This window comes from Enterococcus italicus DSM 15952, from assembly GCF_000185365.1.
In the GTDB taxonomy this organism is placed as follows: domain Bacteria; phylum Bacillota; class Bacilli; order Lactobacillales; family Enterococcaceae; genus Enterococcus_G; species Enterococcus_G italicus.
Genome location: NZ_GL622241.1, coordinates 63829 through 78370 on the forward strand (window position 1 = coordinate 63829; position 14542 = coordinate 78370).

8 protein-coding genes and 1 other annotated feature (1 of these 9 cut by a window edge) are annotated in these 14542 nt (G+C 39.3%); of the genes, 2 read left to right on the top strand and 6 right to left on the bottom strand.

The window, feature by feature from the left end; all coding sequences use genetic code 11:
• Positions 1-61: 61 nt before the first annotated feature.
• Both efaR and zwf read left to right on the top strand, forming a co-directional pair.
• Entirely contained in the window at positions 62-709 is a 648-nt protein-coding gene (efaR, locus tag HMPREF9088_RS00325; protein WP_040365974.1) for a transcriptional regulator EfaR, read from the top strand.
• A 13-nt stretch (positions 710-722) separates the two neighbouring features.
• Entirely contained in the window at positions 723-2243 is a 1521-nt protein-coding gene (gene zwf / locus HMPREF9088_RS00330) for a glucose-6-phosphate dehydrogenase (RefSeq protein ID WP_040365977.1), read from the top strand.
• Between the two features lie 125 nt (positions 2244-2368).
• Here the strand turns inward: zwf and HMPREF9088_RS12565 are convergent, their stop codons facing one another.
• From HMPREF9088_RS12565 to ileS, 6 genes are all read right to left on the bottom strand, one after another.
• Positions 2369-3019, bottom strand: a complete 651-nt coding sequence (locus HMPREF9088_RS12565; RefSeq protein WP_338063967.1) for an AbrB family transcriptional regulator — start codon at positions 3017-3019, stop codon at positions 2369-2371.
• 6 nt (positions 3020-3025) lie between these two features.
• Positions 3026-3358 (bottom strand): AbrB family transcriptional regulator, encoded by a 333-nt coding sequence (locus HMPREF9088_RS12570; RefSeq protein ID WP_007207092.1) that lies wholly within the window; start codon positions 3356-3358, stop codon positions 3026-3028.
• Between the two features lie 311 nt (positions 3359-3669).
• Positions 3670-4986 (bottom strand): CitMHS family transporter, encoded by a 1317-nt coding sequence (locus HMPREF9088_RS00340; RefSeq protein ID WP_007207093.1) that lies wholly within the window; start codon positions 4984-4986, stop codon positions 3670-3672.
• A 282-nt stretch (positions 4987-5268) separates the two neighbouring features.
• Entirely contained in the window at positions 5269-6711 is a 1443-nt protein-coding gene (locus HMPREF9088_RS00345) for a glutamate synthase subunit beta (protein WP_007207094.1), read from the bottom strand.
• A gap of 7 nt (positions 6712-6718) precedes the next feature.
• Positions 6719-11218 carry a glutamate synthase large subunit gene (gene gltB / locus HMPREF9088_RS00350; RefSeq protein WP_007207095.1) on the bottom strand — a complete coding sequence of 1500 codons (4500 nt, stop codon included), beginning with the start codon at positions 11216-11218 and terminating at the stop codon, positions 6719-6721.
• A gap of 338 nt (positions 11219-11556) precedes the next feature.
• Positions 11557-14349: an isoleucine--tRNA ligase gene (gene ileS / locus HMPREF9088_RS00355; protein WP_007207096.1), complete on the bottom strand. Its 2793-nt coding sequence runs from the start codon at positions 14347-14349 to the stop codon at positions 11557-11559.
• 51 nt (positions 14350-14400) lie between these two features.
• Positions 14401-14542: a binding site (T-box leader), on the bottom strand; it runs 71 nt beyond the window's last position.

A 14542-nucleotide genomic window follows, 5' to 3' on the forward strand; every position in this document is an offset into this window, starting at 1 on the left:
TTACATAGTAATATTTCCATTTTTTTGATAAAATTTAGTACATATAGAAGGGATGAATAACATGACACCAAATCGTGAAGATTATTTAAAATTAATTCTTGAACTTGGCGGCGACCAAATAAAAATCTCAAACAAACAAATTGTCTCTGGTTTAAATATATCAGCTGCATCGGTTAGTGAGATGATTACTAAACTAGTAAAAGAAGGCCTCGTGGAGCATACGCCATACCAAGGTGTTCAATTAACGCTAGCCGGTCTAACCAGTGCCAGTGCCTTAATTCGTCGTCATCGATTGTGGGAAGTATTCCTAGTCGAACATCTCAACTATACTTGGAACGAGGTCCACGATGATGCTGAGGTATTAGAGCACGTCACCTCAGAAAAATTAGCTGCCCAATTGGAGGCTTATTTGCATCATCCGGCATATTGTCCACATGGCGGTGTTATACCAAAGGAAAATGAGCCAATTCAAGAAATCAAGCGCTCAACTTTGACTTCCTATCCGATTGGGACAAACATTCGCATCGCGCGTGTCTTGGACGAGAAAGAACTACTGGATTATCTTGTTTCACTTGATTTAAAGATTCACGAAGAATATACGATTGTAGAAGTTGCGGACTATGAAGGACCCGTGACAATTCAAAATGACACAAAAACATTGGCTGTCAGTTATAAGGCAGCTTCTACAATTTTTGTCGATCAACTATAAGGATGTGGATGAAATGGATAATAAAAAGGTTTTATTAACAATTTTTGGTGGTACAGGTGACTTAGCACAGCGTAAGCTCTATCCTTCTTTGTTCCGTCTTTATTTAAAAGGACAATTAAAAGAATCATTTGCGGTAATTGGGACCGCAAGAAGACCTTGGACAAATAACACTTACCGTGAAGTAGTCCAAAAAGCAGTCGCAAGTTTAGCACAAACACCTGAACAAGCTGCAACATTTGCTTCTCATTTCTATTATCAATCCCATAATGTCAATGATACAGAACATTACGTCGCATTGCGTGATTTAGCAGACCAACTAGATGAACAATACCAACTAGCAGGGAATCGACTATTTTATTTAGCAATGTCCCCTAATTTCTTTGGTACGATTGTCCATCACCTAGAGTCGCAAGGCATGATTACGACGGATGGTTACCATCGCGTCATCATCGAAAAACCATTTGGAACAGACTACAATAGTGCCGAAACATTAAACGCAGAAATTACCGATGTTTTCTCTGAAACCGAGATTTACCGCATTGATCATTACCTTGGAAAAGAAATGATTCAAAATATATCTGCTATTCGTTTTGCTAACAATATTTTTGAATCACAATGGAACAATCGCTACATTGCGAATGTCCAAATTAATATCGCAGAAGACCTAGGTGTTGAAGAACGTGGCGGATATTATGATAAGAGCGGTGCGTTAAAAGACATGGTACAAAACCATATCTTGCAAGTTCTTTCCCTCCTTGCGATGGAACCACCAATTGAATTTAGCGAAAAAGGTATTCGCCAAGAAAAGATCAAAGCACTTGAAGCCATTCGTATTTACAAGGAAGACGAAGTGAAAGAACACTTTGTCCGCGGTCAATACGCTGCTGGAAAACGCAATGATCAAACTTTTGCAAGCTATCGTGAAGAAGAGAATGTCGCAGCTGATTCACAAACGGAAACTTTTGTTGCTGGTAAATTTTATATCGATAACTTCCGATGGTCAGGTGTGCCCTTTTATATTCGCACAGGTAAGCGCCTGACTGAAAAAGGCACACGCATCAATATTGTCTTTAAACAAGTACCTGTCAATGTGTTTAAAACCTCTATTAACGAACCTTGTGAACAACAATCGCTCGAACCAAATGTGTTAACCATTTATATTCAGCCAACAGAAGGCTTCTCTCTTTCACTTAACGGGAAAGAAGTAGGTAATGGCTTTGACATGCATCCTGTAAAATTAGACTATCGTAATAGCTCTGAAATATTGGAAAACACACCTGAAGCCTATGAAAAACTACTTTTAGATGCGTTAAATGGTGATGGCACCAACTTTACGCACTGGGATGAGGTTGCGCAGTCTTGGCGAATCGTCGATGTCATTCGTCATGCTTGGGATCACTCGACTGCGGAGTTCCCTAACTACGCTGCCGGATCGATGGGACCAAAAGAAGCAGACGAATTGCTCGAAAAAGATGGCTTCAAGTGGATTTGGTCACCAGACGTTTGGTATCGTGAAAGAGGATTACTGGATTAATCCGTATTTCAAAATACAAAAAATTTTCCACGAAAACAGACTAACCTCTTACTACCTAGTCGGCAGCTAAGAAGTTAGTCTGCTTTATTTCCCATAATTTACTATTCCTCTACGAAGATCTCGAGCTAAGAAACAAAAAAATGAACCAAAAATGGCATAACTATCACTGAATAGAGCATTCGACAAATTTGAACGGCAGCAATTTTTGGCATATCACCACCGAAATCACCTGCAATTAGCGCGATATCAGTTGCTCCAGCTGGAGAAGAGGCAAAAAGAGCAGATTGTAAATCTAAAAAACCTAAACGATAAGCAGAGAATGCAAAAATAAAGTTAATAACCAAATAACTAAAAAGCAACGTTATAGCTGGGAAGATCAATTGACCCATCTGAAGAATGCTATGCAAAATAAACGTGCACCCGATAATAGAGCCCGCTAATATTTGCGCGAAATAACGAATATTAGCTGAAAGAGGAGCAGTATTTTTGGTTAACTTTAACACTATCGAGAAGATTAATGAAAAAATTAAAGCCCCTACTGGAATTTCAGACAACACATCTAAAATGCCTCCAATACTAGAAATAAGTAAAACAAGAAGATTATTTTTCGTTTGATTCATGACTCCAAAAGGCAGTTGTTTTTTCAATGTTTCTTTTTCAGTCGATTCCTCTGCGTTCTTGCTTTGTTTAATAAAGTGATCTAAAATCAATTGAATCCAATAAAGTAAAATAAGTAACATTCCAACTAAGCGAATAAGCTGCATCGTAGCAACAATCTCTGATTACGCACCCATATCAATACTGATCAAGGAAATATCCATGATACCTCCAGTCAAGCAAGATAATAAGGCAGTAATTGCATCCATGTGGAAGAAAAGAGAAAATATTTTTCCCATTACAAACATATTTAAAGTAAAAAATAAAAGTAGTAAAAGAATTGGTTTCGTCAGTCTTGGTAGTTGTAGAACATCCTGTTTGCTCACTTGCTGACCCAGATAAGCACCACTTATAATCTGCGCGATAACCTTGATACTTCGTGGCATATACATTTGACCAGTGTTAATAGAAATGATTGCGACTACCAACATACTCCCTGTCATAAAACTAGCTGGCATATTTAGTTTTCAAGCAAATTTTCCACCACCGAACCCCACTATACCTGTAATTACTGTACTGAATAACATTGGATACTTTCTCTTGAAGTAGTATTACTCGGCTATAATTTGTTAGCGCTATCAACAAATTACTAACAAAACCCTTAGCTCACTATTTTACCTGTTGTCTTTCCTAATTACTAGCGATCACTTGGTCTTTATTTGTGTTTATTTCAAAAAAAAATCGAATAATTCAGTTACAAACTGTAACAAAATTATCCGATACATTTAACAACCACTACTATCAAAAAACAACAATCCCTTTGTACTTGCTAAGCAGTCAGTGGTACCAGTCCAAAAACAATACCAATAATTACATAGATGATAAAAATTCCGATAGCCCATAAAACACTCTTCTTTTGCCATTGACCCATATCGACATCTGTTAAACGTAACAACACATAAATAAATGGCACTAAAGGACTTAGTAAATGGAATGCTTGTCCCATTAATGAAGCAAATCCGAGCTGTAGTGGGGTAAAACCGTAACTTGCTCCTGACTCTGCAAGTACTGGTAATACGCCATAATAGAATGCATCATTTGATAAAAAGAACGTTCCTGGCGCTGATAAAATAGCGACAATCAGTCCCCAATATTTCCCTAGACTGGCTGGAATAATCGATGTCATACTAGTCGCAATTGCAGCATTCATTCCAGTTCCTTCCAATATCCCCATGAAGATCCCCGCAGCAATGACTACCATAGCTACTTGGCCAGCATCTGGTAGATTAGCCTCCATACGACTTCTTTGATCAGCAATCGATGGATAGTTAATTACTAGACCTAAAGCAGTCCCTGCAATGAATAAAATAGCAGAAGGAATAATCCCCCAAATCAACAAGATAATAATAACTGCAGTCAAAATAAAATTAATCCATATTTTTTTAGGACAACGAATAGCCATTAGTGCTGGATCGGTAATAGTCGTCAATTCATTTAATTCTTCAGGTGTAAACTCAATAATTCCCAAACGCTTACGCTCTTGTTTCCCCATAATATAAGCAACTACTAACATATAGACTGTTGCAGCAATAATCATTGGAACTAACCCTCGCATAACTTGTGATTCGTCTAAATCAAGCACTGTAATCACTCGGGCTGTTGGTCCACCCCATGGCAAAAGATTCAAAACAGAATGAGATAAGATGGTTAACACAGCTAAATCCAACATTCGTAAACGTAACTTTCGGTAGATTGGCACAAATGCTGAACAAACGATAATCATTGTAGTAGTACCGTCCCCATTTAACGAAACCCCAGCAGACAATATTACAGTCGCCATCATAACTTTTAATGGATCCCCTTTTGCAAATCGGATCATCGCATTTGATAACGGATCAAATAGTCCAGTATCAATCATTAAGGTAAAGAATAACACAGCAAACAAGAGCATTACTGCAGTGGTACTTGTCGTTTTAACTCCTTCTAAAGCTGCCACTCCCAAGTCTAGAGTCCAAAATCCTAATATTTGCCCGATAACGCCAAAAATGATTGGAATTATCGTCAAAGCCGCAAAAGGACTCATTTTCTTTGCCATAATCAAAATCATAAATACAACAATCAATGCATAAGCCATAAAAGTAATCATTAAATTTCCCCCTTAAATAAAGCGAATAGTTATAGAATTTATTGATTTATATAAGATTATCAGGCAATTGGACATGTAATGCTTTACCATTTCAAAACTAAGGAAGATACTTAGCTATATAAGAAAACAATATTACTAGTTATTAACAAAATTCAAAAAGATTTCTATTCAGTAGAAATCTTTTTGAAACTTTACACTTGTATTTACTGGAACATATCGTAGGTCATTCCATTAATTGATAGTTCAAAAAGGGCAAAGATGCATGCATCTTTGCTCTTTTGTTTATTGATAGGTCAATGCGCGTAATGATTCATCGACTTTTTCTGCTACTATACGGCCTTCTTTGATTCCCCAGATAACTAAGCTTTGGCCGCGCTTGGCATCGCCAGCAACAAGTACTCGTTCATTATTTGTTGTGTGATCACCATAGATTTCTTCGACGCCAAATTCATCAAATAATTTTTTCTCAGGGCCAGCAAAGCCCATTGCTAATAGGACAAGATCTGCTTTTAATACTTGCTGTGTTCCTTCGATTGGTTGGCGATAGTCATCAACTTTGACCGTCTCGACACCAATCAATTGTCCTCTTTCTGCACCAATAAAGGCAGTAGTTTGGATTTGATTATAGAAAAGTGTTTCCGATTCAAAGACTTTCTCTGCTTCAGCTTGGCCGTATCCTACTGTTTTCACCATCGGATATTCAGGCCAAGGATTAGTTGTATCGCGTTCACCTGGTCGTGGTGGATTGATTTCAAATTGTCGGACGGAGGCTGCCCCTTGACGAATCGCAGAACCGATACAGTCATTCCCTGTATCTCCACCACCGATGACAATCACATGTTTTCCTTCCAACTTGCGACTAGTCGCATCTTTCCCATGTTTTAACACATCTTTGGTCGCTTCTGTTAAGTAATCAACAGCAAAGCGAATCCCATTTAATTCTCGACCTGGCACTTTTAAATCTCGTGGCACACTGGCCCCAGTCGCTAAAATGACGCGATCATATTGCTCTTGTAATTCTTCAGAAGTAATATCTCTGCCAACTTCTGTATTCGCAATAAATGTGATACCTAAATCCATCATAAGATCGATGCGTCGTTGTACGACATCTTTATCTAATTTCATATTAGGAATCCCATACATTAACAAGCCACCAAAGCGATCACTTCGCTCATAGACTGTTACCGAATGACCTAATTGATTTAACCTCCAAGCAGCGGTCAAGCCTGCAGGACCACTCCCAACAATAGCAATCGTAAAATCTGTCTTAGTACTTGGTAAACCAGACTCTTTTACCCAATCATTCTCAAATGCTGTATCAATGATAAATCGTTCATTATCATGAATCGAAACACCTGAACCATTCAATGCCTCAGTACAGCTTTTCTCACAAGGTGCAGGACAGACTCTCCCAGTCATTTCAGGTAAAGGATTGGTTCGGGCTAATCGTTCAAATGCATCCTTGAAGCGCCCTTGATATACCAAATCATTCCATTCAGGTATCAAATTATCATTCGGGCATCCTGATACTGCTCGTTTTCCTCCAAAGAAGACACCTGTATGACAAAATGGTATTCCACAATTCATACAACGTGATGCTTGTTCTTGTCTCTCTTCCACTCCTAAAGGAATTTGAAGTTCATTCCAATCTTTAATTCGCTCTTCAATTGGACGATATGGATTGTCTTTTCTTGCATGTTTTAAATAACCAAAAGGATCAGCCATTCACTTCTCACTCCTTTCTACTAGGTATCGTCAATTGTGTCCCTACGACAGACTCAAAAGCCATTTCCACAGCATCCGTTTCATTGTAGCCAGCGTCTTTAAAAGTTGCTGTCGTATCAAGCATATGATGATACTCGGTAGGATATACTTTGACAAAATGCTGTTGCTCTGTATCCCAATGATGCAAAATATAGGCCGCTTTTGTCGACTTTGTATAGGCCAAATGTTTCTCAATTAATTCTTTTAACACCTGGTCATCACCTGATTCATTTAGGCCAAACAAATCGACCATTTCCATGTTGCATTTTTCAGCAAAAGTATGTGTCGGATCGTAGACATATGCGACACCACCAGACATCCCTGCGCCAAAGTTACGACCTGTTTTACCTAAAATAACGGCAACCCCACCAGTCATATATTCACACCCATGATCACCGACACCTTCGACCACGACTTGTGCGCCACTATTTCTTACACAGAAGCGCTCGCCCGCGATTCCTCTAAAGTATGCTTCACCGCGATTGGCGCCAAAACAAGCAACGTTCCCAACGATTGGTGAATGATCGACATCATAGCCGGCGTCTTCAGGAGGAACAATAATTAAACGCCCACCACTGAGGCCTTTCGCGACATAGTCGTTGGCTTCGCCGATTAGTTTTAATTGCATGCCTTGCGTGATAAAGGCACCAAAACTTTGGCCAGCTATTCCCGTATAGGTATAGTTTAACAAGCCTGGTTTCAATGAATAATTTCCGAAACGTTCCGCTAGCCAACCGGCCATTCGTGCTCCGACAGACCGTTGCACATTGTTAATCGCATGTGAGACAAAAATAGGTTGTTGCGATTCAATGGCTCCTTGACTGTAAAAATCAAGTTCTTTCCATTGACGTTTTTCAGCAAAAGGATCTTCTACTTTGCGTTCGATTCCAATTTCAGTTCCAATCATTCTTGAAAAGTCTAATGACTTCGCTTTTCCTTTTGGTACGAAGCGTGGTTGTAATACTTCCGCATGGCCGACCATTTCATCAATTGTGCGAAATCCTAATTCGGCCATTACTTCCCGTAAATCCTCAGCTAAGAACATCATTGCATGAATAACATGCTCTGGTTTTCCAGCGAAAAACTTCCGTAAAGCTGGGTTTTGTGTCGCCACACCCACAGGACAAGTATTTAAGCTACATACGCGCATCATCACACAACCAACAGCTACTAGCACTAGTGAAGCAAAGCTATATTCTTCAGCACCTAAAAGTGTTGCAACTGCAATATCGCGACCTGTCATCAATTTTCCATCTGTTTCCAACACCATTCGTTGGCGTAAATGGTTCATGCTTAACGTCTGATGCGCTTCAGCAACCCCCATTTCCCATGGAAGGCCTGCATCGCGGACAGAATTTCTCGGCGATGCACCCGTTCCACCATCATAGCCAGAGATAACGACGACATCCGCACCCGCTTTGACGACACCAGTGGCGATTGTTCCGACACCTGTACTGGACACAAGTTTCACATTGATTCGAGCATATGGATTAATGGTTTTCAAATCATAAATCAATTGAGCCAAATCTTCAATAGAATAAATATCATGGTGCGGTGGTGGTGAAATTAAGCGGACACCTGGTGTTGACCCCCGAATCTCAGCAACCCATGGGAAAACTTTATTCCCTGGAAGTTGTCCACCTTCACCTGGTTTTGCTCCTTGTGCCATTTTAATTTGAATTTCTTCAGCACTCATTAAGTACTCCGCATTCACACCAAAACGACCTGAAGCGACCTGTTTGATTTTACTATTGTAATTTACACCGCTTGCTTCAGGTTTGAAACGATTGCGATGCTCGCCTCCTTCACCACTGTTTGATTTTGCACCAATTTGATTCATGGCCTCGGCGATACATTTATGAGCCTCTTCACTTAACGAGCCATAGGACATCGCACCGACTTTAAAGCGCTTGACAATCCGTTCCGCTGGCTCAACTTCAGTAATTTCAATCGGTTGCCGTTTATGTTTAAATTCCCACATGGCACGCAATGTCGTCGGAGATTCTAGTGCCTCAAGGTTCATTTGATTGGCATATTCTTTGTAGAGTTGGTAATCGCCTGTCCGTACAGCTCGTTGGAAGTTATAGATTGTTCGCGGATTATACAAGTGGTGTTCGCCATCTTCTTTAAATTGGAAGCTCCCACCTGATGGCAAGTAGTCATTGGCTTTTTCGCCGTAAGCTGCATCATAACGTTTTACATATTCCTCTTCGATTTGATTCAGTGAAAGACCACCGATTCGTGAAGCAGTTCCGGTGAAAAATTCATCTACGACTGCATTTGAAATACCAACTGCTTCAAATAATTGTGCTCCTTGGTATCCCGCAACTGTCGAAATCCCCATCCGAGACATGATTTTAACAATTCCTTTTTCACACGCCTTGCGATACGATTCGACTTTATCAGAAAGGTGATAATAATTTAACGTTTCATATGCGCCATAAGGATGAATTGCACCCGCTCCGTATCCAATTAACATCGCAAAGTGATGAACTTCACAGGCTTCTGCCGTATCAGCGACAATGGATACTTGAGATCCTTTTCCTTGACTGACCAAATAATTATGCAACCCTGATACCGCAAGTAAAATTGGGATCGCCATTTTCCCTTCTTGGCGATCACGATCAGTCAAAATCAAAATGGTTGCGCCTTGATCAATTTTCGCTTCAGCCTCACGACACAAATTTTCCATCGCTTGTCGCAAGTTATGGCGTTTTTCTTTCTGGTAATCATAGAGAATCGATTGAGTCACTGCTTGTTGATACTTGCGCTTCATTTGTTTCATTTTTAAAAAGTCTTCCGTTGACAGTACCGGACTATTTACTTTTAATTTGCGACAGTTTTCAGGAATATCTTGACTAATATCAGAATCACGTCCCAAAAAAAGCTCCGTTCCAATAACTAATTTCTCACGAATCGCATCGATTGGCGGATTGGTTACTTGAGCAAACTGTTGCTTAAAGTACGTAAATAAAGACTGTGGTTTTTCACTTAAAACAGCTAAAGGGGAATCAAATCCCATCGAAATGACTGGCTCTTCCCCTTTTTGAGCCATAGGAATAATTAGGGTCCGAATGATTTCATCCGTATAACCGTTTAATTTCCAAAGTTTAAGTAAATCTGCTTCAGACAGAGACAAAGCTTCTTCTGGATGTGCAGATAACATATCTAATGAAAGCAATTGGTTTTTTACCCATTTTTTATAGGGATATTGTTTGGCATAATGGGCTTTGATTTCTTCATTATGTAGGACTTTACCAGTCGTTGTATCCACTAAAAAGACATTTGCTGGCCCTAACACACCTTTTTCAATAACGGTAGCTGGTTCCAAATCCACCACACCAGATTCTGAAGCGACAACAACCAACCCGTCTTTTGTGATGGAATAACGAGATGGTCGTAAGCCATTACGGTCAAGTGCCGCACCTACCATTTCACCATCCGTAAAGCAAAGGGCAGCTGGTCCATCCCACGGTGCCATAAAGCTTGCATTGTATTCATTAAATGCTGTAAGTTCAGGACTTAAGTTTGCTTCTTGCCCCCAAGCTTCTGGTACCATCATCATCAATGCTTGCGGAATATCCCGACCATTTCGATAAAGGTATTCCATGCAATTTTCTAATTTTGCAGAGTCTGAGTTTTCGTCATCATACATCTCGATTTGATGACTATGCATCCAGTTTTCCGCCCCACGCAAGGTGTTGATTTCTCCATTATGTGCTAAAAAGCGAAACGGCTGCGCTCGATTCCAACTTGGAAATGTATTGGTTGAGAAACGTGAATGAATTAAGGCAATACTTGTTTCAATCGTCGGATCTTGTAAATCTTTATAGAATAAGCGCACTTGATACGCATGCAACATTCCTTTATAGACAACAGTTTTACTTGAAAGACTACAAATTGACAGCTCGTTGGCATGGTATTCTTTTTCAATTTTCCGACGCAGATGGAACAATTGATCCTCAAACTCACGTCCAGCTGCTACATCTAATGGTTTTTCAATAAATAATTGGACAAAGTTAGGCATTACTTTTTGCGCACCTGGTCCACAATTAGAAAAAGCATACGGAACATCTCTTGTCCATATCACTCGAAAACCAGCATGCTGGATATCACTTACTAGTGCTCGTTGCAATTCATTTTTAAACTCTTCTTCCTTTGGTAAAAAGAGCATTGCAACGGCATAATCACCTTTACTTGGAAGCTGAATTGCTTGTTCGTTCGATTTCTTTTGAAAAAAAGAATCTGGAATAGCCATTAATATCCCGGCACCGTCACCAGTATCTGGTTCTGCTCCAGTACCGCCACGATGATTCATTCGTTCTAACATTGTCAATGCATAATCCACCAACTGATGAGAAGACTCTCCGTGGCGATTTGCAATAAATCCCATTCCACATGCATCTTTTTCAAAAGAAGGATCATACATTGTGTGCGGTTGTTTCTTAGCCATACTTGTTTCACTCATGAGACTCACCCTCTTGATATTATTTGAAAATTCAGACTATTATAGTCTAAAAAATGAATAAATGAAAATTTAACTAGAATAATTATTACTTTTTTTACCAAACTGTTAGAATTATCAATGTACTACTCAGTTTACACATTTTTTGAAAATTTTCCATAAATTTTTGTCAGAATCAAATGAGAATCGTTCTCATTTTTATAACTGTAAGCAAACCAATATTTTTATTATGAAATAAGAATGGTATAGACTAATAAAAAAAAGAGGAACTCTCCTTTGAACAATTTGTTTATTGGCCTAGCCAATTCTATTGTTCAATGAAAAGTTCTTCTATTTATTTATTATTCAAAGCCTTCTGCAACTGCATCTGGGAATTCTGCTAGTACGACTTCCGCACAGTGATCACACAATCCTGGCAATTCATGATGTGCACCAACATGTGTTTTCATTTGACGGCAACGCTCACAAACCACACCCTCTGCCTTCTCAACTACGAATGCAACATCTTCAAAGACTTGTGCGTTGGCTGGTGTTTCTTCACCAACTGGACGGACATCGAAGAAATCTGGTGAAACAATAAGTAATTGAGCTACATTGCTGTCTACAGCTTTTAATAAAGCATTTACTTGTTCATTTGGATAAACGGTCAATTTAGCTTCCATTGATTTACCAATTTGTTTTTCATTACGCGCAACTTCTAATGCTTTTAAGACTTTATCGCGGAATTCTAGAAAGGCTACCCATGTATCTAGTAATTCCTCTTGATTAGCAAACTCTTGGAACTCTGGGAATTCGGAAAGTTGAACGTACGCTTCTTCTTCTTTCAAGTGAGACCAAATTTCTTCCGCTGTATGTGGAATAATTGGTGTCAACAGTTTCGTCAAAGTAACGGCTGTTTGATAGAACACTGTTTGCATGCAACGACGATCGTGATTCTCTTTTGCTTCGATATAGACAACATCTTTGGCAAAATCTAAGTAGAATGAAGATAAATCTACTGTTAGGAAATTAATTACCGTTCGATAGATATGCAAGAAGTTGTAGCTTTCATATCCTTTTTCGCGAATTTCTTTCACTACTTTATTTAAACGAACTGTCATATATTTATCAACTGAGCGTAAATCTTCATACGCCACGCTATCTGTTTCTGGATTGAAGTCTTCCGTATTTGCTAATAAGAAGCGCATTGTATTACGAATTTTACGGTACACCTCAGATACTTGGCTTAAGATATCCATTGAGACACGTACATCTGATTCATAATCGACACTACTTACCCAAAGACGTAAAATATCCGCCCCCATTTGGTTGATGACTTTCTCTGGTAAAATTGTATTACCAAGAGATTTACTCATTTTACGACCTTCACCATCCAAAGTAAATCCTTGCGATAGAACGGCTTTATATGGCGCAACACCATTTATAGCAACACTCGTCGTAATACTTGAGTTAAACCAACCGCGGTATTGGTCAGAGCCTTCTAGGTACATATCTGCTGGGAAGCTTAAGTCTTCGCGTTGACGCAAGACTGCTTCATGAGATGACCCAGAGTCAAACCAAACATCCATGATATCCGTTTCTTTTGTGAATTGACCATTTGGTGAACCTGGATGAGTAAATCCTGCTGGTAAAAGTTCTTTGGCTTCACGTTCAAACCATACATTTGAACCAAATTCTCCAAATAATTGTGCCACGTGTTCAATGGTTTCTGGCGTTAAAATTGCTTCACCGTTCTCAGCGTAAAATACTGGTAATGGTACACCCCAGGCACGTTGTCTTGAGATGACCCAGTCACCTCTATCGCGAATCATATTATGCAAGCGCGTTTTACCCCAAGGAATAATCCAATTCACTTTGTCAACTTCGTCCAAAATATCTTGACGGAATTTATCTATCGATGCAAACCATTGTGGTGTCGCACGGAAAATTACTGGTTTTTTCGTACGCCAGTCATGTGGGTAACTATGGGTGAAGAAGTCTAATTTCAACAGGGCGCCTGTTTCTTTTAGTTTTTCTGTGACGATTGGATTAGCTTTTTCGTAAAACAATCCTTCAAAGCCAGGTGCTTCATCTGTATAACAGCCACGACTATCGATTGGTGATAGAATATCCAAATGATATTTTTTCCCAATAATAAAGTCATCTTCCCCATGTCCAGGAGCAGTATGCACCAGACCAGTACCGGCATCAAGCGTCACATGATCTCCAACCATAACAAGAGAAGTACGATCGTATAATGGATGCTTAGCGGTCATTAGATCCATGTCTTTTCCGGCAACTTCTTTTAATACAGTAACTGATTCCCAGCCGATTTCATTTGTAACGGCTTCTAATAAATCTTTTGCGACAACAAATTTGCGTCCGTCCGCTTCAATTTGGACATATGTGTATTTTGGATTGACAGAAATACCTAAGTTAGCAGGAATGGTCCAAGGAGTAGTTGTCCAAATAACCAATGCAGTATCAGTATCCAAAATCCCTTTGCCGTCAACAACATCAAAAGCGACATAGATTGATGGTGATTTTACGTCTTTGTATTCAATTTCTGCTTCTGCTAATGAAGACTCACTAGATGGCGACCAATAGATTGGCTTCAATCCTTTATAGATGTAGCCTTTTTCAGCCATTTTCCCAAAGACGCGAATCTCAGCAGCTTCATAATCAGGAGTTAGTGTCACATATGGATGGTTCCAGTCTCCGGAAACACCTAGACGCTTAAAGTCATTTCTTTGTTTGTCGACTTGTGTTAATGCGTAGTCGTAACACTTTTGGCGGTATTCAGCCAATGACATTTCTTTTCTTTTGATTCCTTTATTTGTTAATACTTGTTCAATTGGCAGACCATGCGTATCCCATCCGGGTACATAAGGTGCGCGGAACCCAGACATTGATTTCGAACGAACGATGATGTCCTTACTGATTTTATTTAATGAATGGCCTAAATGGATATTTCCATTTGCATACGGCGGTCCATCATGCAAAACAAAGGTTGGTTTGCCCTCATTTTTTTCTTGTCGTAAACGATATAAATCTTTTTCTTCCCATTCTTTTTGCCAATCAACTTCACGATTTGGCAAATTACCACGCATTGGAAAAGCAGTTTTTCCAAGATGCAGAGTTTCTTTCATTTTCATTTCGTTCGCTCCTATCTTTTTCTGAATAAAAAAGTCCCTTCATACAAAGTATGAAGGGACGAATCAATCGTGGTACCACCCAAATTTCCAAATAGACACACCTATTTGCTTTCATGATTGATAACGAAATCACTCGTTGCTTCTTACTTTATTCTGAAGCAAAACAAATAGATGATTACTTTAGATACAGGGT

What these genes read in the sequence shown, in the direction of transcription:
- ileS (WP_007207096.1), bottom strand. Translation starts at nt 14,349, where the DNA reads ATGAAAATGAAAGAAACTCTGCATCTTGGAAAAACTGCTTTTCCAATG.
- zwf (WP_040365977.1), top strand. Translation starts at nt 723, where the DNA reads ATGGATAATAAAAAGGTTTTATTAACAATTTTTGGTGGTACAGGTGAC.
- efaR (WP_040365974.1), top strand. Translation starts at nt 62, where the DNA reads ATGACACCAAATCGTGAAGATTATTTAAAATTAATTCTTGAACTTGGC.
- gltB (WP_007207095.1), bottom strand. Translation starts at nt 11,218, where the DNA reads ATGAGTGAAACAAGTATGGCTAAGAAACAACCGCACACAATGTATGAT.
- HMPREF9088_RS00345 (WP_007207094.1), bottom strand. Translation starts at nt 6,711, where the DNA reads ATGGCTGATCCTTTTGGTTATTTAAAACATGCAAGAAAAGACAATCCA.
- HMPREF9088_RS12570 (WP_007207092.1), bottom strand. Translation starts at nt 3,358, where the DNA reads ATGCCAGCTAGTTTTATGACAGGGAGTATGTTGGTAGTCGCAATCATT.
- HMPREF9088_RS00340 (WP_007207093.1), bottom strand. Translation starts at nt 4,986, where the DNA reads ATGATTACTTTTATGGCTTATGCATTGATTGTTGTATTTATGATTTTG.